Below are 20,189 nucleotides of genomic sequence, written 5' to 3' on the forward strand. Positions count from 1 at the left end.
CGGTTTTGAAGTTCGGATGCTCATATTGCCCGGCGTGTAATCATAGGTTTTTGGGTGGCCCGGTTCTTCGCCGGGGCCGGATTTCCTTCAGGTCGGTGCCCGCGCTCGAGCTGACCGCGCTTTTAGCCCCTGTTCTATCCGTGATGTGACCTCGAGCGTCCGGGCCGCATCCTCGACGTCGATCAACGGTGAGGCGCCGTCGATCACGTCAAGGAAGTGATCCAACTGGGCCTCCAGCGGCTCGCGTTTCTGTTTCGGTCGTAGAAGTTGGTCTTTTTGGGCCGCAGTGCCCCAATCCTTACCACGCCACAGGGTCATGGAAGGAAAACTTACAGCGCCCTTGGTTCCAGTGATCCACATCATGTCCTGTCGGGTTGTGCCGATGTTCGGGTTTTCGCCGGTTCCGGCCTCAAACCCCCAAGGGCTGGGTGCGGTGTCGGCAAAGCTGATAGTGCCCGTTGCGCCGTTTTCGAACGCGATCGCGATAGCCCCGCTTTCTATCCGATCTGATCCGCGGATCGACGCGCCAGGCAGGGCGACGACATCTGAGATTTCTCCGATCACAAAGCGCATGACATCGATATCATGCACCAGGTTGATCATGACTGGGCTGCCATCGAAAGTCCGCCAGTTCTGTTCAAAATAACTCTCGGGTTTGCGCATGGCCCACAGCAACGAGACGTTGATAACTTGTCCGATCGTACCTTGCGCGATCACCTCTTTCAGTTGCTGCAAGGTTGTGTGATAACGCCGATGGTGGCCTACAAGGCTGCGGACATTAGCCTGGCGAACGGCCGTCCTCAGGCGCAGGGCATCATCGACTGATGCGGCAACCGGCTTTTCGATTAGCATGTGCCAACCGCGGGATGCGGCCAGAATGCCGTGTTCTGCATGCAGGCGGGTCGGCGTCGCAATGATGACGCCATCCACCGGGTCCTGCACCTCGTCCACACTAGCAAAACGCGGCACGTCTATCTTGATCGAGCCATCTGGATCGGCCAACCCGACCAACATACAGCCGGGATGCTCAATCACGGCGCGGACGTGGCGGATACCGATCAATCCACCGCCGGCTACAAGGATCCTTTTCACATCACCGCTCCGATTTGCCAGGGAACGAATTCGTAGTCACCCAAGCCCTGCGCCTCGGACTTGGTCCGCGCGCCCGAGGCGACTTGGAGCAGCAGTTGGTATATTTCCCGTCCTTTTTCTTCGACGCTGGTACCTTTGGTCAGAATGTCGCCCGCATCCACGTCCATGTCTTCGGGCATGCGCGCTGCCAACTCAGAGTTAGTAGCGATTTTCAGCGTGGGTGCCGGTTTGGACCCAAATGCAGAGCCGCGTCCCGTGGTGAAGCACACAAGGTTGCACCCGGCCGCAATCTGCCCAGTCACCGAGGCTGGGTCATATCCGGGGCTGTCCATGAAGGTGAAGCCTTTGGCGGTGATGGGTTCGGCGTATTTGAATACACCGGTCAAAGGGGTGGTTCCGCCCTTCGCCGCTGCCCCCAGCGATTTCTCAAGGATGGTCGTCAGACCGCCTTGCTTGTTGCCGGGGCTTGGGTTGTTGTCCATCGAACCGTGATTGCGAGCGGTATAGTCCTGCCACCAATCGATCAGTCCGATCAGTTTGTCCCCAGTTGCACGACCAAGGGCGCGGCGGGTTAAAAGGTGTTCGGCTCCATAGATTTCGGGCGTTTCCGCAAGGACTCCTGTGCCTCCTTGGGCAATCAACAGGTCGCAGGCATGTCCGAGCGCAGGGTTCGCGGTCACACCTGACCAAGCGTCCGATCCACCGCATTGCAGCGCAACCATCAGTTCGGACGCCGGGGCTTCGCTGCGCCGCGCTTCATTGGCAAGGGGCAGCATCTGGTTGATCTTGCTGATGCCCATTTCCACGGTCCGGCGCAATCCGGCGACGTTCTGGATGTTCATCGTATGGAAGGTGGGGCTCTGCTTCAGCCCATACGCGTCCAACAGCCAGTCGATCTGGTTCATCTCGCAGCCCAGACCGACCATCAGAACAGCAGCGTGGTTGGGATGTTTCGCAAACCCCCACATGACCCGTTGAAGAGCTTCGAAACCGTCGCCAGAGTCGGCCATTCCGCAGCCCGTTCCGTGGACAAAGGCAACCACGCCGTCGACGTTCGGAAACTCTGCCAGCTTGTCCGGTGTGAAGTGGTTGGCAATCATGCGGGCCGCAGTCGCCGAACAGTTCACGGTGGTCAGAACCGCGATGTAATTGCGCGTACCGAACCGACCGTTGTCCCGGTGGTAGCCCATGAACGTATCGACCGAGGTGGCGGGTTTCATGGGCCGGTGGTCCGTCGCAAACTCGTAGTCCACGCTGGTATTACGGAACTCGATATTGTGGGTGTGCACATGGTCGCCAGGTTCGATCCGTTGGGTGGCGTAACCGATAATCTGGGCGTATTTTCTGACCGGATCACCGGGTGCAAGCATACGCGTGGCGACCTTGTGTCCCGAAGGGATGCGCGCATTGGTCGAGACATCTTCGACCATACTACCGGCCTCCAGCGGCCGAGTTGCAACCACCACGCTATCCGTTCGATCTAAACGTACAAAAGTCATAATCAGCTTTCTTGGCGGCAGCAGCTAGGCGCAGAACGGCGAGTCCGATGTCCACCGGTGAATATCTATATGCGGCTGTCCGGACAGCCTTGCTCTGGCCGCTTCCCAATTGGACTTGCAGACGCGCCAATCTCGCAGCTCGGTTTCGGGGTGCGATCTGGACCTCGCGATGAAGCTGGGGAAATGATCTCGACCGGTGGGTTGGCCTGTCGCACTGAAGCGGATGTCGAACGACCAGCGGAACCGGTCCGTTTCATTGACCAGCGAAGCATGTGGCGTCAGAGGGTGAAACAGGATGATCCCGCCTGCCTTGACAGGAAGGGGCACGGCTCGGCCTTCGTCAATGAACCCGTCGGCAATGCCTGTCTGTGTCCGCGCGCAATGCGGCAGGATGGATTGGTCTTGTGCCTTTGGCAGCACTTGCAAGCAGCCGTTTTCAACCGTTGCATCGTTGACGGCAATCCAAACCGTGACCATGTCGGTCTGGTCCGCATCCTCCAACGCAACCGCCCGGTCCTGATGCCAGTCCGTTGCGGTGATATGCGCGCGCACCTCGTCCTTGCACAGCTTAAGGGCAGGGGGCTTCAGCCGAACGTGCTGGATCGGATTGCTGACCAACTCTGGCCCGATCAACTGCTCGACAACGTCAAGCATGGGCTGGGCCGTCAGCAAGTCGAACACTGCGGGCCCAATATGTAACGGTGTGTCCGCCATGATCCGATCGCCGGGCAACGAGATGTCCAGCGGCTGGAAATAGTCGCAACCGGCCTGATAGGCGGACAGAAGTTTGTCCCAGAAGGTCATTCTCGACGGGTCGTTCTTGACCAGCCCTTTGTTGTACCAACCGTCATAGAGCCGGTTCAGGACATCCGAGTATTCGGCCTGTACCCGATCCAGGACATCGCCGGGAATAACATCTTCGACCACGAGGTATCCGTCCGTCCGGAACTTGCCAATCTGATCTTGTGTCAGCATGGGTGCAACCTCACAACAGCAGCGCGATGATGCCCGGCCAGATCAGAAGAACGGAAAGCGCCAGCAACTGGATCCCGATGAATGGCAGGAAGCCGCGGAAGATATCCGTCAGGCTGATATGCGGCGGGGCTACCGACTTCAGGTAGAACGCGGCCGGTCCGAAAGGTGGCGAGAGGAAGCTGACCTGCATGTTCATACAGAACACGACGCCGAACCAGATGGCGACATGACTCGGCTCTAGCTGGCCAAAGACCCCGATTTCCTCAATGGGAAGGCGCAGGACGATCGGTAGAAAGACCGGAATGATCAACAGAACGATGCCGACCCAATCCATGAATGCGCCCATGAACAGCAAGATCAGCATCATCACCAGAATGACCAGCATGGTCGGCAGCTCCTGGCCGACGATCAGGTCGGCCACGTATTGGGGCCCGCCAGCAATGGTGTAGGCACCCGCCAGCGCGGCGGCCCCGATCGTAACCCAGATAATGGTACCTGTGGATTTTAACGTCCGCATCAAGCTGTCCCAAACCAGCTCAAACGATCCCTCGCCCCGCAGGATAGCGATGATCAGGACGGCGAAGGCGCCCATGCCTGCTGCCTCGGTGATGCCTGTGATCCCGCCATAGATCGAGCCGAGAACGACGCCGATGACGACCAGCGGTGCAACGAGGCCTTTGCCCATTTCCCACCCTATTTTGGCGCGCTCTCTGCCAAAGACGAAGAAGATCAGCAGTAGGGCGACGATCGTGATGCCGGCAAACCAGGGCAGGTAGTCAGCTGTCCCCAGCCGCGCTGGTTCACCCTGGCTGGCAGCGTTTGATCCGGAAAGCTCGAAGAACGCAGCCCGGATAAACAGAACGGTGGAAAATCCGGCGACGACGATGCTCATGAAAGCCCCAAACAGTTTGCGTTTTTCAGCCGGTTCGGGGTCATTCGGGTCCGGCTCCGGCAGCGGAGCGTGATGAGGATTCAACTGCGTGCGGATGATGATGTACAGGATGATCATCGAGGCCAACATGAAGCCGGGAATGAAAGACGCGGTGAACAGCGACTTGATCGAGGTTTCGGTGATCAGCCCATAGATGATCAGAACGATCGAGGGAGGGATCATAGTGCCAAGCGACCCCGAGGCGCAGATGACGCCGATCGCGAGATTCTGATCGTAGCCGAGGCGCAGCATCTGGGGCAGGGCGATAAGGCCCAGCAGGACAACCTCACCGCCGATGATGCCGGACATGGCCGCCATGATCACCGCCATGATCGAGGTCACGATTGCGATGCCGCCGCGTGTTCTGGACAGCCAGACATTCAACGACGAATACATGTCCCGCGCGATCCCGGACCGCTCTAGCAGCGACGCCATGAAGATAAACAATGGAACTGATATGAGCACGTAGTCCGTTAAGAGCCCGTATATCTTCTGCGCCAGGATATAGAGCGGCCCAGTGCCTGGCCGACCGGTGAGAACCCCGTCGCCGAATGAAAACGGGTTCAAAAGCAGTGTCGGTTCAAACTTCAGGACCAGAACCAGAACAGCAAGAGAAGCCGAGGCCAGACCCAAGGGCATTCCGATCGCCAGAAGCACGATCAGGGCGACCATCAGGATGAGTGAGATTGTTCCAATATCCATCAGTCTTGTCCCACCGCTCGTTTGATCATTTCAATTTCGTCTTCGTCCGGTTCATCTGTGTGGATTTCCGGTTCTTTGTTCCAATCCGCGATCAAGTTCAAAATTGCTTGCATTGCGACGAGCGTAATCACGATCAGCACCATCGGCTGCAACGTCGCCGGGATCGGAGGATTGAAGGCGGAGCCATAAAGCTCCCATTTATAGAGCTTGTTGACGAACACCTGTTTGTAGCTGCCGTAGACCAGAAAGAAGGCAAACAGTACGATCAGGATTGTCGAAACCGTATCAAAAACACGCTGAAGCCAACGTGGAACTGCGTCGTACAGCAGGAATATTCGAATGTGACTGCGTTGTTGCATGGCGTAGTAGCCAGACATCAAAAACACAAAGCTGGCGAACCAGAGTGTCATTTCGTTGGCCCACTCGGTCGGCTTTTCCAGGATATAACGCATGAAGACTTCGTAGAGCATGACGACAGTCATGATTGCGATCATCATCATGGTAACTCGGCCTATGAACAGGGCGAAACGATCCATAACCGTCGAGCCTTCGAACTCCATTGTCGCTGGGCGCACGGTCTTGGTGCCAAACACTGCAAGAAACGGTAGAAGGACGAGCGCGGCCACGTCGATGATGTCGACATACCCCCCGAACACGCCAGGTAATTCGGGCGTGACGTCGCTGCGCAGATATATTTCCGTTACCTGGCTTTTGAGGGATTCAGAGGTGTAAGGCAGCCAATCCAATAGGAATGCCGGGAGATGCCAAACAAGCCAACTGGCAGTCGCGACGAAGGCCAACGGTATGAGCCATTCAATTGGTCCGCCTGAATTCTTGTGCATCGCGTAACCCTCGTCCCTATCCTTCGATCCTGTAGTGATCGATAAAGTCTCGATCCGGCTCGACCCCCAGTCCGGGGCCAGTCGGGATCATGACACGGCCGTTGTTGGCCTTGACCTGATTTTGAATTTCCAGTGGTACGGTCAGCAGATCGTCCCGAAACTTGTTGTCCGTCGTGTCGAACTCCAGCATAGGCTCCCAAGGATGCAAGCCGCCTGGAATTGGGGGCATGGCCGCCAGTAAATGCAGATTAGTTGCGACAGCGATGGCGCTACCCCAGACGTGATTTACGACCGGAGTGAAATGTGCGTGGCATAGTGCTAGTATCCTGAGATACTCTGAAACACCGCCCAAAGCGCATACTTCTGGCTGCGCTATATCGATGCCGCGATTTTCAAGAAGATTGCGCCAAGCCCAGCGATTGAAAACTGCCTCCCCGCCCGAGATGTTGACTTTCAGCGAAGTGCGCAATTCGCGGTACCCGTCAATGTCTTCTGGCGCGACAGGTTCTTCGAACCAATATACGTCCAGTTCTTCCAACGCCCGACCGACAAAAAATGCGTCCGAAGTCGTATAAGCATGGTTTGCATCGACCATATAAGGAAAGTCGTCACCAACTCCGCGTCGAACTGCTTCGCACAGCTTCACATCAGGCTTCGGGCCAAAGCCCGTTTTCATTTTGGTGGCGGTAAATCCCATTTCTTTGATCTTTGCGGCTTCCTCCTCAAAACGGCTGGCCAGACTAGAAATCGGTTCATCCCGAAGCATCATGCCGTAGCCGTAGCAAGGAACGCTTGTGCGATGCGCGCCGCCGACAAGCTTATGGAGGGGGAGGCCAGAGATTTTGCCGGTGATATCCCAAAGTGCGATGTCCACCCCGGACAAAGCCTGTATTGGCATTCCGCTTTGGCCATGGTCTCGCAGAAGGTTGTACACCTTGTGCCAGATCACGTCTTTGTCCAAAGGGTCCATGCCAAGGACCAATGGTTGGATTACCTTTTCTACGATAGACTTGTTGGCAATGGCTACGTTTCCGGGACCAAAACACTCCCCCCAACCGGTTACCCCTTCATCTGTCTGAATCTCGACCAGATGGGTTGTACGCTTGTCATAATACTGTTGCGAATAGCCCAAAACTTCCGGCATGTCGTACTGCAGTATGTGACTTATTATTCTGTTGATTTTCATGAAGTTCTGGATCCCGGCGCCAATCCGGAGGGGCCGCTAGTGCGGCCTCTCCGTGCGTCGTAATTCGGTCGAAGCCTGACTACTGCATTGCTCCCAGGTCACGCAGGAAGTTGATGTGGCTTTCCAAAAGCGCCTGTGCCTCAGGGGTCGTCGCGAATTCAGTCCAACCGACCTGAACGGCCGCGCGATACGCTGCCAGGTCTTCAGGCGACCATTCGTACAACTGAACACCTTTTGCTTTCAGGTCTTTTGCAGTCTGAGCGTTCTGCACTTCATTGATTGTGGCATTGTGCAAAGCCAAGCTATCCATTGCGACTTCCATGATCTTCTTGTGGTGCGCAGGCATAGCTTCCCAAACTTCTTTGCGACAGGCTAGGTGATCTGCCGGCATCGAGTGAAAACCGGGATAGTTTGTGTGACCTGCGATCTCGTACAGACCCAGTCCCACGTTGTTAGTCAGGTTCGCGGCATCCGCGCCATCAATGATACCGGTTTCCAAAGCCGTAAAGATTTCGTTGAAGTCCATAACGATCGGAGAAGCACCAAGTTCCGCGAACACTTTGGTCGCAAGGCCTGGAGGGGAGCGGAATTTCCAATCTTTGAAGTCGTCCACTTTTGCAATCGGCTTGGTCGAAGAAAGCGACTCCGGCCCGGGAATCCACCATCCGATGAACTCCATGTCGTAGCCGTTGTATAGATCATTCACAGCTTCTCTTCCGCCGCCATGAAGAAGCCAAGCCATTTGCTGATATGGGTTCTGATACCCGCCGAGCAGGTCGCCCGCAAACTGGAAGGCCGGATTTTTACCGGTCTGATAGCCGCCGCCCGTCATGTCGCAGTCCAAAATCCCCGTAGCAGCGGCATCGAAGGTTTCAACTGATTTGACCACCGAAGAGGAATAGAACATTTCAACTTCGATTTCGCCGTTCGACATCTCCTGAATGTCTTCAACGAATTTTGCAGCCATCTGACCAGAAAGAGTTTCGGGCGAAAAATGGGTTTGAATTCTAAGTTTCGTTGTTTCAGCCATCGCGAAACCGGCTGCCATTGTCGTGGCTACGGCCGCCACGGCCGCTGTCTTGACTATTTTCATGGTGTCCTCCCAGACGTTGAGCATTGCGCTTAGTGGGAGATCTTGTCGCCTCCGCTGCTGTCACGCAGATAGACGTTAAGCCGACGAATCGAATGCAACAAGAAAAATTTGAAATTTCTAAAAATTTCGAGATTATTGCATAAATTCGAAAAATTGCTTACGACGCTACTTGGACAAAAATTGAAGGCGCATACCTGGATGAAAGAAGAAATCGATATTTATCAAGACCTTAAAATGCGCCTAATCTCTAATGGATTTGAGCATGGAGCCAAGGTGAGAGCCGAAGAACTTCGTAATGAGTATGGCTGTTCTGCGAGTGCGGTTCGGGAAGTCCTTTTTCGTTTGGCCGCTGTTGGATTGGTGGACTTTCAGGAACAAAAAGGTTTCCGCGTGCCGATGCGTTCGCCGCAGAAGCTTATCGAATTGACACACGTCCGTGTTTTGTTGGAGGCCGAAGGCACTGCGATGTCGATCCGCAATGGCGGAGTGGATTGGGAAGCAAGATTGACGGCCGCTCATCACAAACTTAGCCATATCGAAAAACGCATACACTCCACAGACGACCCGAGCGGCCTTATCGAGATATGGTTTGCCTCGGAGAAGGAGTTTCACCAAACGCTTATTTCTGCCTGTGGCTCGGAAACCTTAAAACAAATGCATAGCCGAGTTTACGCGCAATTCAGACAGCAATTGATGGTGGCAGATCGGAACTTTGAGTTCATTTCTCAAAACATAAGACACCATGCCGATATACTTGAAGCAGCATTGTCAGGGGATGAGCAGTTAACACGAGAAAAGATTCACGATCATCTGAAACGCCACCTAACTGGAAAGACGATGGGCGACTAAAGCCGAAAATCGTCTTCCAAATACACCTGAATGATTTCGTCGAAGCTTGATTCCGCCTTGAACCCCAACTCCCGAGCGCGATCTGTTTGAAAGTCGCGCGGCCAATTCTTGACTATTCGTTCGATTGCCTCGTCGGGTTCTCGCCTGATGAGGCCAACTGCATCTTGACCGGCCACATCGCGCAGCGCTTCGATTTGTTCGGCGACGGTGCAACTTACGCCCGGCATGTTTAATGCGCGTCTGTCATTCAAAAGCTGCGTGTCCAGTGTTGCTGCATGGGTCAAAAAAGTCGCAGCGGCGCGGGGGCTGGCGTGCCAGTGGCGAACAGTGACGGCAACTGGTAAGACAGCCTCATCCCCATTCAGTGGCTCTCGGATTATACCTGAAAAGAAGGAAGAAGCGGCAGCGTTGGCCTTGCCCGGGCGTACACACAAAGTGGGCAAGCGCAAGGAAATACCGTCGATGTATCCTTTCCTGCTGAAATCCGTGATCATCAACTCAGACGCTGCTTTCTGCGCTCCGTAACTGGTCAAAGGTGCCGAGAGGAACTCATCGCCAATCTTTTCAGGGAACGGTGCTCCGAAAACTGCTATGGACGAGGCAAAAACCAGACGAGGCGTGTACTCGCCTCCTGATGCCGCGTGTTCATCTCTGAGTGCATTCAGCAGTGCCCAGGTCGCCATAAGGTTGACATCCCAGCCCAACGCAAAGTCTTTCTCAGCTTGGCCTGAAACGATAGCTGCAAGGTGGAATATGACGACCGGGCGCTGAGCTGCAACAGACTTGGCGATGCCTGGCGCAGTCAAGTTCCCCACAATTTGCTTACCTGGCGCACTGTCGAGCGGGAACGAGAGATCGAACAGTGAGATTTGGGCTTCTGGTCCAAAAGTTTCTTGGGTCGAAATTCTATGAGCCAGTTTCTGGCCCAGCATTCCTCCACCGCCTAACACAAGGATCCTCGTCACAGCATCCCGTTCCGTTTTTTAAGTTCCAAATACAAGGCCGAATGATCCAGCTCAGCCCCATCCATTTCGTCTATCAAATATTCGAAACGGTCGCGCACAGATTGGGTGCTGGGTAGCTCAACGCGAAGGCTGCGCGCTTCCTCTAGTGTGTTGTCCAAATCCTTTATTTGAAACTTAGACAAACCTCCGGGTACAAAATTTCCGTCAGACATGCGTTCGCCATGTTGTTGCAAAATAATGCTATCCGCAAAGCCCCCCTTCAGCGCGGCCCTCAACGCGGTTGGGTCTGCACCGCCTTGCTGAGCCAGTAGTGTCGCTTCGGCGACAGCAGATATTGTCACAGCGACAATTGTTTGATTGGCCAATTTGCACAATTGACCGGAACCACTTGGGCCAACATGCACAGGCCGGCCTATTGCTGTCAGAACCGGTCGCATGCGCTCCATAACGTCCTTATCACCACCGACCATGATCGCAAGGGTGCCAGCTTCGGCACCTTTGGTGCCACCGGAAACCGGGGCGTCCAGATGCTGCACCCCCATCGAGGATAATTGCGCGGATTGCTCTCTGGCGTGTTCGGGTTTAGCGCTGGACATATCAATCCAGATCATCCCCGGTTTGAGTTGTTCGCGGAAAGCCTCGTCAGAAAGTAGCGCGCCGGTCGCGTACCCATCCGACAGCATGGTTACTATTACGTCTGCACCCGAAACCGCCAGCGGGGCAGTTTCCGCCAATGTCGCGCCTTCTGCCGTCAACGGTTTTGCCTTTTTCAAGCTGCGGTTCCATACGGTTAGCGGAAATTCGGCGCGCAAAATATTCCTCGCCATAGGAGCGCCCATCAGGCCGGTTCCCAATAGAGCTACTTTTAACTGCTTGCTCATAATCCTCTGTCCTTCCGAAGGTGCGCCACGCATGGTTATGGCCAAACCAAAATCTCTGTCATACGCTAACGGCTCTGGGCCCACATGCCAGAAGTCGTTGCAAATCCGCCAAGGTTTCTCTGCTTCTCGGTTGATCTGTGGGACGAAGTAACACTTGTCCAGTCGCCACTTTTAGGGTCGGAAAATATATATGTCAGAGAGACTTAAGGGAAAAAACGTCCTGGTCACAGCCGCCGCGCAAGGGATCGGACTTGCAAGCGTAATTGCGATGGCAAGAGAGGGTGCGAAAGTCTATGCGACGGATATTAACCCTGGAAATTTAAATTTGATTCGCGATCAGAATCACGAAAATCTCGAAATTTTCGAGATGGATGTGACGAATAATGACAGTATTCATCATGGGGTCGCGCGAGCGAAGCCGGACGTTTTGTTCAACTGCGCCGGGTTCGTGCATCACGGAACGATTCTGGATGCGACCGATGAAGAATGGGACTTCGCCATGGACCTTAATGTGCGCTCAATGGTGCGCACGACAAAGGCTGTATTGCCGGGGATGCTAGAGCGCGGAGGAGGCTCGATAATCAATATGTCTTCCGCACTGGGTTCCATAATCGGTGCGCCAAATCGTTGTGTATATGGAACGACAAAGGCTGCTGTTGTTGGGCTGACTAAATCAGTAGCCGTTGACTTCATAACACAAGGAATTCGGTGCAATTGCATTTGTCCGGGAACAGTCGACAGTCCCAGCTGGCGTGACCGCGTAGATGCGTTGGGAGAGCAACTGGGCAGCAGAGAAGAAGCCCTTGCACAATTTGTGGCGCGTCAGCCTATGGGGCGTGTGGCGAAGGCAGAAGAGATTGCCGCATTGGTCGTCTATCTGGCAAGCGATGAAAGTGCATTCACCACGGGACACACGCACATAATTGACGGGGGATGGTCAGGCCAATGACTAAAATATCAAAAAATGATCTGCGATCTCGCAAGTGGTTCATGAACTCTGAGAACCTTGAGATGACGGCATTGTATTTAGAGAGATACCTGAACTACGGGTTGACCCGCGCAGAACTGCAATCAGGCAAGCCGATCATTGGGATTGCTCAGACCGGCAGTGATTTGAGCCCCTGCAACCGGCATCATATCGAGTTGTCCAAACGCGTTCGCGACGGAATCATCGCCGCCGGGGGAACGTGCATCGAAATACCAGTCCACCCGATACAAGAGACCGGTAAACGGCCAACGGCCTCTCTCGACCGCAATCTAGCTTATCTGTCCCTCGTTGAGAGTCTATTCGGGTACCCGATTGATGGCGTTGTTCTGAACATTGGTTGCGACAAGACAACGCCCGCTCTTCTTATGGCCGCTGCGACCGTCAACATCCCAGCGATTGCGCTGTCGGTCGGCCCAATGCTCAACGGCTGGTGGAAAGGTGAGCGCGCCGGATCAGGAACGGTTATTTGGAAAGCGCGCGAAGACCTTGCGGCTGATGAAATCGACACCGATGAGTTCATGGAGATCGCAGCCGCCGCGGCACCTTCGGTGGGTTATTGCAATACGATGGGAACAGCAACGACCATGAATTCGCTTGCTGAAGCCTTGGGAATGCAATTGCCGGGATCAGCAGCCATACCTGCCCCGTATCGAGAGCGCGGTCAAATCAGTTATGAAACGGGTAAACGCATTGTGGACATGGTCTGGGAGGATTTACGCCCCAGCGATGTGATGACACGTCAGGCTTTTGAGAATGCGATTGTCATAAACTCGGCGATTGGCGGATCGACGAACGCGCCGATTCACCTGAATGCAATCGCCCGGCATCTTGGTATTCCATTGAACAACGATGACTGGCAGAAACTTGGCCACGAAGTTCCTCTGTTGGTTAACATGCAGCCTGCGGGCAAATATCTGGGCGAAGATTACCAGCAGGCCGGGGGTGTTCCCGCCGTTGTCGGAGAGCTTCTTGATGCTGGATTGCTGCCGCATCCCGATGCGATAACGGTGAACGGTAAGACGATGGGCAATAACTGCTCGACGCGCCGGTCTCAGAATAGCGACGTAATCAAGCCTGTCAGTAGCCCGGTTAAGCAACAGGCGGGGTTCATCAATCTCTCGGGCAACTTGTTCGAGAGTGCGATTATGAAGACATCTGTGATCTCACAGGCATTTCGAGAGACCTACCTGTCGAACCCGGATGATCCTAATGCATTCGAGGGCAGGGCGGTTGTGTTTGATGGGCCCGAGGATTTTCACCATCGGATCGATGATCCCGCAGAAAAAATAGACGCAAACTGTATTCTGATTATGCGCGGAGCAGGACCAAGAGGGTACCCAGGTGCCGCAGAGGTCGTGAACATGCGACCACCTGCATATTTGTTGAAACAAGGCATCGAAGCCCTTCCTTGCATCGGTGATGGCCGGCAATCCGGCACATCAGGAAGCCCGTCTATCCTGAATGCTTCACCCGAAGCAGCAGAGGGCGGTGGGTTGGCCTTGGTGCGAACTGGCGACCGACTGCGCATCGATCTAGGTAAAGGCACAGCAGATATGCTGGTTTCGCTTGAAGAACTGCATGAACGCGCCCGCGATCTGGAGGCAAAAGGTGGGTATTCAATGCCGCCCAACCAATCCCCGTGGCAGGAAATATTTCGCGAAAAAGTAGATCGGTTGGATCGCGGTATGACGCTCAAAGGTGCAGAAAACTACCGCGATATTGCGCGAGGCTTCATGCCACGCGACAATCACTAAAAGGAAAAGAAATGAAACTAGTTCGTTACGGAGCCGAGGGCTCGGAAAAGCCTGCCCTGGTCGACTCTGAGGGGCATTTGCGGGATCTGTCCGCTCACATCAATGATATCACCGGCGAGATTTTAGATGACGGAACTCTTGATAGTCTGCGCTCAATAGATCCGAGTAACCTGCCAATTGTGGAGGGTGATCCTCGTATCGCACCGTGTGTCGGCGACATCGGTAAATTTCTTTGCATCGGTTTGAACTACTCGGACCATGCTGCAGAAACCGGCGCAGATATTCCCGAGCATCCGATCCTTTTTTTCAAGGCTAACTCAGCGGTCATTGGGGCATATGACGAGGTTGTCATGCCGCGGGGATCTACACACACCGACTGGGAATGCGAACTGGGCGTCGTCATAGGCAAAACAGCCAAATACGTTTCCAAGGCCGACGCACTCGAATATGTTGCGGGCTATTGCATCGTAAATGACGTGTCGGAAAGGCATTTTCAAACTCAACTGACCGGTCAATGGACCAAAGGAAAATCGTGCGACACATTTGGCCCTACCGGCCCGTGGCTAGTGACCCGGGATGAGGTGCCTGATCCTCAAAGCCTTGGAATGTCACTGGATGTAAACGGTCAGCGCATGCAAACCGGGAATACTGCTACGATGATCTTTTCCGTTACCGAGATCATAGAGCATCTTAGCCAACTATTCACACTGCACCCCGGTGACGTAATTTCAACTGGAACACCGCCCGGTGTTGGAATGGGGATCAAACCGGAGCCAATTTATCTGAAAAAAGGCGACGTCATGGAGCTTCGCATCGATGGGCTTGGTGTTCAGCGGCAAAAGGTTGGTCAAGATGACTGACTTGTTGCAAATCGGAGGGATCACTGAACGGATGCGAGAGCGCCTGTCCGCAGCGTTCGACATTCATCAATTGGACAATTTCAACGCGGAAAGTGTTACGCATATTGTAACGAACGGACATGATGGTGTTCCCCATGACCTGATGACATCACTCAGTAACCTGAAGATGATCAGTGTCTATGGGGTCGGTTACGACGCTGTCGACGCAAATGCTGCGGTTGAGCGTGGGATTGTTGTTACGCACACACCCAATGTTTTGAACAAAGAAGTCGCAACCACCGCCGTTCTGCTGTTTCTGTCATGTTATCGAGAGCTCATACGTGACGATGATTACGTTCGGTCCGGACGGTGGGAAGTTGAAGGTAATGCCCCTTTGACGCGATCAGCGGACAATCAAAAGATAGGCATTCTTGGTCTTGGTCGCATTGGTCAGGCGATCGTTGATAAGTTGGAGCCGTGGGCCCCCGAAATTTCTTATCACACCCGCAATCAAAAGGATGTCCCGTACCCGTATTTCGACAATTTGGTTGAAATGGCAGAACATGTGGACGTCCTCATATGCATCACGCCCGGCGGTCCTTCGACCAACAAGTTGGTCAACGCTGAGGTGCTGCACGCGTTGGGGGCAGGCGGCACTCTGATAAACGTTAGTCGAGGTTCGATCGTCGACGAAACTGCCCTCATTAATGCATTGCAAAACGGTGAGCTCGGGTGGGCAGGGCTTGATGTTTTCGAGGACGAACCGCGTGTTCCAAAAGCATTGCGCGAGCTGTCCAATGTCGTTCTGCTCCCTCACGCTGGTAGCGCGACTATTGAGACGCGTGCAGCTATGGGTGACCTAACTGTCGACAATCTCCTGCAACACCTTAAGGACGGATCGGTGATCACAGCTGTGCCGGAATGCAGAGATCTGTAAAAGGCCAATCTGAACAGTGTTTGAATTTGCCGTTGCGGTTTTCTTTCTGTTGATTACGCCTGGCCCAGGTGTTTTGACAACTGCGGGTATTGGATCAGCATTTGGTTTTCGAGCTGGGCTCGCTTTTGTGGCCGGTTTGATGCTGGGCGGGTTCATCAACATGATGTTGGTTGTTTCTGGAGTCGCTGCAGTAGCTTTGGCTATACCGGTACTTAGAACTTTGCTGCTATTTGCCTCTGTCGGGTATTTGGGATTTCTCGCCTGGCGTATTGCAAGCGCTGGCTCAAAGGTCGGGTTTTCCCCCGCGGTCTCGCCACTTGGTTTTGCGAACGGGCTGACACTTCAGTTCATTAATCCCAAGGCTTACGTGGTCGGCACTGCATTGTTTTCAGGGTTTGCCTTTATGCCCGATGCGCCCGTTTGGGAGGTCGTCATAAAAATCGTAGTATTCAATATGATTTGGGTGCCAGTTCACATGATCTGGCTGGGTGCTGGCGCAAAGCTGGGCAGCCTTGATTTAAGTGAGAGTTCACATCAAAGGATCAACTTTGCGATGGCGGCTTCATTGATGGTTGTTGTGGTGATTGCTTTGGCGTCGGCGCTTTAAACGAAACCTGCGTCAGTCGTACCTAGCAGACGGTTGAAAGACACAAATCAAAGTGACGCCGTTATTCCGCCATCAACGTAGAGAGTATGTCCATTGACGAAACTGGATGCAGGGGAGGCAAGGAATATGGCGGCGCCGACAAGTTCTTCTACATTGCCCCAGCGACCGGCTGGGGTGCGTTTCTCAAGCCATGCACTGAACTCTGGGTCAGCAACCAATGCGGCGTTCAAAGGTGTATCGAAATATCCTGGCGCAATGGCATTGCAGTTTAGACCATATTTAGCCCAATCAGTTGCCATTCCCTTTGTAAGGTTGGTCACGGCGCCTTTTGTCGCCGTGTAAGGCGCAATACCCGGTCTTGCTAATGCGGATTGAACCGAAGCAATGTTAATGATCTTGCCTGACTTTCTTTCAATCATGTGCCGTGCCACAGCCTGACCGACGTGAAAGACGGACGCAACATTTGTCTGTAGTAGGCGCTCGAACGCTTCAGCGGGGAAATCCTGTAACTCCGTCCTGTGTTGCATTCCGGCGTTGTTTATCAGGATGTCTATGGGGCCGGCGTACTCTTCAAAGTTGTCCACGGCAGATCGGACACCTTCATGATCGGTTACATCGAACGAAAGTTTACGTACCGAGGCGCCTGTTTCCCTCAACTCGGATGCTGCTGCCGCTAGCTTCGCGGTGTCGCGCCCGTTCAAAACGACCTGAGCACCGGCGGCAGCCAAGCCACGGGCCAACGCAAATCCAATGCCTTGGCTAGAGCCTGTTACTAGTGCGCGTGTTCCCTTTAGGTTGAACATTTCAAGCGTCATGCAAAAACCCCTTGGTTGTCAGCACCGACTATCCGTATCTTTTGGCAATCTGTATAGGGAGTCTGTGCAATGTCTTCGGCCAGTGTTGCTGTTGTTATCCATGCCGCAAAAGATCTGAGGTTGGAAAACCGAGACGTACACGATGTGGGGCCAGACGAAGTCTTGATTGCCATGCGCGCGGGTGGGATTTGCGGATCTGACCTGCATTACTACAACCACGGTGGTTTCGGTGCGATAAAGTTGCGTCAACCGATGGTACTTGGACACGAAGTCGCCGGGGAAATCGTGAAAGTTGGGTCAAGTGTGCAGGGGGTGCACTCAGGTCAACTCGTTGCAGTTTCTCCATCCCGCCCTTGCCAAGCCTGCATTTATTGTCTGAACAGGCAGCAAAACCACTGTCTTGATATGAAGTTCTATGGCAGCGCGATGCCGTTCCCGCATATCCAAGGCGCTTTTCAAAGCAAACTCGTGGCAAAAGCAGGTCAATGTGTTCCGGCAGATGGGTTGAGCCCCGCGCAGGCCGCTATGGCCGAACCTCTGGCGGTCTGTTTGCACGCGATTAAACAAGCTGGGAGCCTCTTAGGTAAAACGGTACTTATCACGGGATGCGGTCCGATCGGCTGCCTCACGATCTTGGCAGCACGTCGTTCAGGGGCGGCCAGAATAGTGGCGACCGATATCTCGGACCAGACCCTCGCTTTGGCGCGTGAATGCGGGGCAGACGATGCCATCAACACTTACGCCGATCCGCAAAAACTGGAGACGTTTGAAAAGGACAAGGGCCAGATTGATGTCCAACTGGAGTGTTCCGGGGCTCAATCTGCTCTGGCTTCTGGAGTCGCATGCTTGCGACCGGGTGGAACATTGGTTCAGCTTGGTCTGGGTGGAGATATGACAGTGCCGATGCAAGCGTTGACTGCAAAAGAGATAGTGCTTCGCGGGTCTTTCCGTTTCCATTCCGAGTTCTCAGTCGCGGTCGAGATGATGAGAAGCGGACTAATAAACGTCGACCAGTTGGTGACGCATTCCTTCGAAGTTGGCGAGGTTGTCACTGCCTTTGAGGTCGCGTCTGATCGAAGCCAATCAATGAAGGTACAGTTAACGTTTCCGGAAAATGACGATGGATAGACGAATGCGTGATACTGCAAAGGCTTATGAAAGAGACGGTTTCGTAGCGCCGCTGGATATCCTGACAGCTTCCGAGGTCCAAACGCTGCGCGATGGTTTTGAGAAAGCAGAGCGCATTCTCAGAGACGACCCGGAGAAACTCAAGCTTCTATATTCTTATCCGGACAGGCTAATACCATCATTCGATGCACTTCTTCGCCATCCGAAGCTGATTGAGGCTGCTTCAACAGTGTTAGGGCCGGACCTCATGGTTTGGAGCGGAGCACTTTTCGTAAAAGAAGCGCGATCATCAAAGATAGTCTCGTGGCACCAAGACTTGACCTATTGGGGTTTGGATGATGCTGAAGAGGTAACCTGTTGGGTTGCGATTTCAGAAGCGTCTGAGCAAAGCGGGTGTATGAGGTTTGTTCCTGGCAGCCATAAAAGCCGTATCGTGCCTCACGTGGACACCTTCAGCGAAAACAACCTGTTGTCACGAGGGCAGGAAATCGCAGTCGATGTGAAGGAAAAAGATGCGGTCGCTGCCGAATTGCGTGCGGGGCAGGCATCCATGCATCACGGGCATCTCTTTCACGCATCAGGGCCCAATAACACAGACGATAGACGCATTGGTGCGGCGTTGCGTTTCATAAAGCCCTCAATGAAACAGCAAAACGGCGTGAAGACTTTGGTTGCGCTAGTCGCAGGCCGAGATGATTATGGGCATTTTTTAGTTGCGCCCTCCCCTCAGGGTTTTTTGCATGAGAACGATTTCGATTTGTGTCAAAGGGATGCAGATCGCAAGAAACAAATACTCTTCGCGGGAGTGAAGTGACACCCCTGGCAGGTCTTGTCAGAAGAACTTTGCTTGAGCGGGGCAGGGCGGTTGCGTAGTTTTTGCACATGACCAAACCTGCCTCTTTTAAAAACTTCAAGACCAGTCCCGATATCATCCGCCTTGCTGTGATGCTGTATATTCGATTTCCGCTCTCGCTTCGGAATGTCGAAGATCTGCTGCATGAACGAGGTATCGACGTGAACCACGAAACTGTCCGGTATTGGTGGAACAGGTTCGGCCCGATGTTTGCTGCTGAGATAAGGCGGAAGCGAGTCCAGCAACTGCGGGCATTTTCGAAATGGAAGTGGCACGTGGACGAAGTTTTTGTGAAGGTGAATGGCAAAAGGTACTACCTCTGGCGGGCCGTAGATCATGAAGGCGAGGTGCTGGAAGCCGTTGTCACCAAGCGCCGAAACAAAGCTGCAGCACTGAAATTCCTCAGGAAACTGATGAAGCGGCACGGTTGCGCCGAAGAGATCGTCACAGATCGCTTCGCTTCCTACAAGGCTGCGCTCAGAGAAATGGGCGCGCTCAAAAAACAACAGACGGGCAGGTGGCTCAACAACCGCGTCGAGAATTCGCATCTTCCGTTTCGACGACGCGAACGCGCGACGCAACGGTTCAGGCGCATGCGAAGTTTACAGAAATTCGCTGCCGTTCATTCTTCCGTCTAAAACCACTTCAACCAAGAAAGATCGCTCACCAGCCGAGACACCTTCAAGCTGACCCGCGCCGCCGCTCTTAGCGAGTGGCGTCAACTTTGTTCCGGATAAGAATTGCGGATCCCGCGGCACACTGAGACTGGTTCGAATTAGTCTGGCAGCACCGCCACTCATACCTGTCTCACTTCAGTTGTGTTTTCTGACCCGGAATTGAGTCGCAATTCCCGCGAGTTGGCGCATGCGCTTTCAATCAGAGACGGAGCAAACCGTACACTCAGAACGCAATTCAGGCCTCAGTCTCAGTGGCGCATTTTGGCGGGGTCGCTTTGGGAGGGATTTCCCTGATACCCGGCAATTTACAGGGAATTTTCGTGAGATGGGTCTGGAACCCAGAGTTTCTCCTCTCAGAAATGTATGTTTTTCAGAGGTCTATGCTGCAAATTCCCAAAAAGGTGGAGCAGGGAATTGTTCCCACAGATCAAGGAGGGCGAACCCTGTATCTGGGAGGCCGGTTCTTGAGGTGTCAAAAGTCGAACGACATTCCTGTTCGGCCCAATCAATTGCGTGGGTAACGCTGACCAGACGCTTGAGTGTGAGTTCGGGCGGCTAGGTGCTGTCGAGAATCGT

18 protein-coding genes and 1 pseudogene are annotated in these 20,189 nt (G+C 53.9%); 9 read left to right on the forward strand and 10 right to left on the reverse strand.

Annotated elements, in window-relative coordinates; translation table 11 throughout:
• Positions 1-87: 87 nt before the first annotated feature.
• The 7 genes from AC2FH8_RS11190 to AC2FH8_RS11220 all read right to left on the reverse strand — a co-directional run bounded on the left by AC2FH8_RS11190 (position 88) and on the right by AC2FH8_RS11220 (position 8,320).
• Positions 88-1,092 carry a Gfo/Idh/MocA family protein gene (locus AC2FH8_RS11190; RefSeq protein ID WP_142634776.1) on the reverse strand — a complete coding sequence of 335 codons (1,005 nt, stop codon included), beginning with the start codon at positions 1,090-1,092 and terminating at the stop codon, positions 88-90.
• The gene (locus tag AC2FH8_RS11195) at positions 1,089-2,591 is read right to left on the reverse strand and encodes a UxaA family hydrolase (RefSeq protein WP_496689783.1); all 1,503 of its coding nucleotides are present in this window, start codon (positions 2,589-2,591) and stop codon (positions 1,089-1,091) included. The genes AC2FH8_RS11190 and AC2FH8_RS11195 overlap by 4 nt, the downstream gene beginning before the upstream one ends.
• 24 nt (positions 2,592-2,615) lie before the next feature.
• Complete coding sequence (locus AC2FH8_RS11200) at positions 2,616-3,566, reverse strand: phytanoyl-CoA dioxygenase family protein (RefSeq protein ID WP_282021400.1); 951 nt, start codon at positions 3,564-3,566, stop codon at positions 2,616-2,618.
• A gap of 10 nt (positions 3,567-3,576) precedes the next feature.
• Positions 3,577-5,199, reverse strand: a complete 1,623-nt coding sequence (locus tag AC2FH8_RS11205) for a TRAP transporter large permease (protein ID WP_142634770.1) — start codon at positions 5,197-5,199, stop codon at positions 3,577-3,579.
• Positions 5,199-6,041 (reverse strand): TRAP transporter small permease subunit, encoded by an 843-nt coding sequence (locus AC2FH8_RS11210; RefSeq protein WP_246097147.1) that lies wholly within the window; start codon positions 6,039-6,041, stop codon positions 5,199-5,201. The genes AC2FH8_RS11205 and AC2FH8_RS11210 overlap by 1 nt, the downstream gene beginning before the upstream one ends.
• Before the next feature lie 16 nt (positions 6,042-6,057).
• Positions 6,058-7,227 carry a mandelate racemase/muconate lactonizing enzyme family protein gene (locus AC2FH8_RS11215; protein ID WP_142634768.1) on the reverse strand — a complete coding sequence of 390 codons (1,170 nt, stop codon included), beginning with the start codon at positions 7,225-7,227 and terminating at the stop codon, positions 6,058-6,060.
• A gap of 79 nt (positions 7,228-7,306) precedes the next feature.
• Positions 7,307-8,320, reverse strand: a complete 1,014-nt coding sequence (locus AC2FH8_RS11220; RefSeq protein ID WP_142635164.1) for a TRAP transporter substrate-binding protein — start codon at positions 8,318-8,320, stop codon at positions 7,307-7,309.
• A gap of 198 nt (positions 8,321-8,518) precedes the next feature.
• Between AC2FH8_RS11220 and AC2FH8_RS11225 the strand changes: the two genes are divergently transcribed.
• Complete coding sequence (locus AC2FH8_RS11225; RefSeq protein ID WP_142634766.1) at positions 8,519-9,169, forward strand: GntR family transcriptional regulator; 651 nt, start codon at positions 8,519-8,521, stop codon at positions 9,167-9,169.
• Here AC2FH8_RS11225 and denD read toward each other — a convergent pair.
• Both denD and AC2FH8_RS11235 read right to left on the reverse strand, forming a co-directional pair.
• Positions 9,166-10,101, reverse strand: coding sequence for a D-erythronate dehydrogenase (gene denD, locus AC2FH8_RS11230; RefSeq protein ID WP_496689784.1), 936 nt, complete (start codon positions 10,099-10,101; stop codon positions 9,166-9,168). The genes AC2FH8_RS11225 and denD overlap by 4 nt on opposite strands.
• Before the next feature lie 29 nt (positions 10,102-10,130).
• The gene (locus AC2FH8_RS11235) at positions 10,131-11,015 is read right to left on the reverse strand and encodes an NAD(P)-dependent oxidoreductase (RefSeq protein ID WP_496689785.1); all 885 of its coding nucleotides are present in this window, start codon (positions 11,013-11,015) and stop codon (positions 10,131-10,133) included.
• 190 nt (positions 11,016-11,205) lie between these two features.
• On the opposite strand from AC2FH8_RS11235, the gene AC2FH8_RS11240 reads away from it, so the two are divergent.
• From AC2FH8_RS11240 to AC2FH8_RS11260, 5 genes are read left to right on the forward strand one after another with little or no spacing between them, the layout of a single operon-like run.
• Positions 11,206-11,964 carry an SDR family oxidoreductase gene (locus AC2FH8_RS11240; RefSeq protein WP_142634760.1) on the forward strand — a complete coding sequence of 253 codons (759 nt, stop codon included), beginning with the start codon at positions 11,206-11,208 and terminating at the stop codon, positions 11,962-11,964.
• Positions 11,961-13,757: an IlvD/Edd family dehydratase gene (locus AC2FH8_RS11245; RefSeq protein ID WP_496689786.1), complete on the forward strand. Its 1,797-nt coding sequence runs from the start codon at positions 11,961-11,963 to the stop codon at positions 13,755-13,757. Before AC2FH8_RS11240 ends, AC2FH8_RS11245 begins: the two co-directional genes overlap by 4 nt.
• Positions 13,758-13,768: 11 nt before the next feature.
• Entirely contained in the window at positions 13,769-14,617 is an 849-nt protein-coding gene (locus tag AC2FH8_RS11250; RefSeq protein WP_496689787.1) for a fumarylacetoacetate hydrolase family protein, read from the forward strand.
• Positions 14,610-15,533: a 2-hydroxyacid dehydrogenase gene (locus AC2FH8_RS11255; protein WP_281994834.1), complete on the forward strand. Its 924-nt coding sequence runs from the start codon at positions 14,610-14,612 to the stop codon at positions 15,531-15,533. Before AC2FH8_RS11250 ends, AC2FH8_RS11255 begins: the two co-directional genes overlap by 8 nt.
• A 16-nt stretch (positions 15,534-15,549) precedes the next feature.
• Positions 15,550-16,140 carry a LysE family translocator gene (locus tag AC2FH8_RS11260; protein WP_271946164.1) on the forward strand — a complete coding sequence of 197 codons (591 nt, stop codon included), beginning with the start codon at positions 15,550-15,552 and terminating at the stop codon, positions 16,138-16,140.
• Between the two features lie 47 nt (positions 16,141-16,187).
• Here the strand turns inward: AC2FH8_RS11260 and AC2FH8_RS11265 are convergent, their stop codons facing one another.
• On the reverse strand, positions 16,188-16,955 hold the full coding sequence (locus AC2FH8_RS11265; protein WP_496689788.1) for an SDR family oxidoreductase: 768 nt from the start codon (positions 16,953-16,955) through the stop codon (positions 16,188-16,190).
• 69 nt (positions 16,956-17,024) lie between these two features.
• Here AC2FH8_RS11265 and AC2FH8_RS11270 point away from each other — a divergent pair, with 69 nt between their 5' ends.
• The 3 genes and pseudogenes from AC2FH8_RS11270 to AC2FH8_RS11280 all read left to right on the forward strand — a co-directional run bounded on the left by AC2FH8_RS11270 (position 17,025) and on the right by AC2FH8_RS11280 (position 19,673).
• Positions 17,025-18,083 carry an L-idonate 5-dehydrogenase gene (locus AC2FH8_RS11270; RefSeq protein ID WP_496689789.1) on the forward strand — a complete coding sequence of 353 codons (1,059 nt, stop codon included), beginning with the start codon at positions 17,025-17,027 and terminating at the stop codon, positions 18,081-18,083.
• A gap of 4 nt (positions 18,084-18,087) precedes the next feature.
• The gene (locus AC2FH8_RS11275) at positions 18,088-18,897 is read left to right on the forward strand and encodes a phytanoyl-CoA dioxygenase family protein (protein ID WP_246097144.1); all 810 of its coding nucleotides are present in this window, start codon (positions 18,088-18,090) and stop codon (positions 18,895-18,897) included.
• Positions 18,898-18,965: 68 nt separating this feature from the next.
• A pseudogene (locus AC2FH8_RS11280) lies at positions 18,966-19,673 on the forward strand (IS6 family transposase).
• Positions 19,674-20,189 lie beyond the last annotated feature (516 nt).

The organism is Ruegeria sp. CDSC025, from assembly GCF_059610805.1.

What these genes read in the sequence shown, in the direction of transcription:
- AC2FH8_RS11195 (WP_496689783.1), bottom strand. Translation starts at nt 2,591, where the DNA reads ATGACTTTTGTACGTTTAGATCGAACGGATAGCGTGGTGGTTGCAACT.
- AC2FH8_RS11200 (WP_282021400.1), bottom strand. Translation starts at nt 3,566, where the DNA reads ATGCTGACACAAGATCAGATTGGCAAGTTCCGGACGGACGGATACCTC.
- AC2FH8_RS11205 (WP_142634770.1), bottom strand. Translation starts at nt 5,199, where the DNA reads ATGGATATTGGAACAATCTCACTCATCCTGATGGTCGCCCTGATCGTG.
- AC2FH8_RS11210 (WP_246097147.1), bottom strand. Translation starts at nt 6,041, where the DNA reads ATGCACAAGAATTCAGGCGGACCAATTGAATGGCTCATACCGTTGGCC.
- AC2FH8_RS11215 (WP_142634768.1), bottom strand. Translation starts at nt 7,227, where the DNA reads ATGAAAATCAACAGAATAATAAGTCACATACTGCAGTACGACATGCCG.
- AC2FH8_RS11220 (WP_142635164.1), bottom strand. Translation starts at nt 8,320, where the DNA reads ATGAAAATAGTCAAGACAGCGGCCGTGGCGGCCGTAGCCACGACAATG.
- AC2FH8_RS11225 (WP_142634766.1), top strand. Translation starts at nt 8,519, where the DNA reads ATGAAAGAAGAAATCGATATTTATCAAGACCTTAAAATGCGCCTAATC.
- denD (WP_496689784.1), bottom strand. Translation starts at nt 10,101, where the DNA reads ATGCTGGGCCAGAAACTGGCTCATAGAATTTCGACCCAAGAAACTTTT.
- AC2FH8_RS11235 (WP_496689785.1), bottom strand. Translation starts at nt 11,015, where the DNA reads ATGAGCAAGCAGTTAAAAGTAGCTCTATTGGGAACCGGCCTGATGGGC.
- AC2FH8_RS11240 (WP_142634760.1), top strand. Translation starts at nt 11,206, where the DNA reads ATGTCAGAGAGACTTAAGGGAAAAAACGTCCTGGTCACAGCCGCCGCG.
- AC2FH8_RS11245 (WP_496689786.1), top strand. Translation starts at nt 11,961, where the DNA reads ATGACTAAAATATCAAAAAATGATCTGCGATCTCGCAAGTGGTTCATG.
- AC2FH8_RS11250 (WP_496689787.1), top strand. Translation starts at nt 13,769, where the DNA reads ATGAAACTAGTTCGTTACGGAGCCGAGGGCTCGGAAAAGCCTGCCCTG.
- AC2FH8_RS11255 (WP_281994834.1), top strand. Translation starts at nt 14,610, where the DNA reads ATGACTGACTTGTTGCAAATCGGAGGGATCACTGAACGGATGCGAGAG.
- AC2FH8_RS11265 (WP_496689788.1), bottom strand. Translation starts at nt 16,955, where the DNA reads ATGACGCTTGAAATGTTCAACCTAAAGGGAACACGCGCACTAGTAACA.
- AC2FH8_RS11270 (WP_496689789.1), top strand. Translation starts at nt 17,025, where the DNA reads ATGTCTTCGGCCAGTGTTGCTGTTGTTATCCATGCCGCAAAAGATCTG.
- AC2FH8_RS11275 (WP_246097144.1), top strand. Translation starts at nt 18,088, where the DNA reads ATGCGTGATACTGCAAAGGCTTATGAAAGAGACGGTTTCGTAGCGCCG.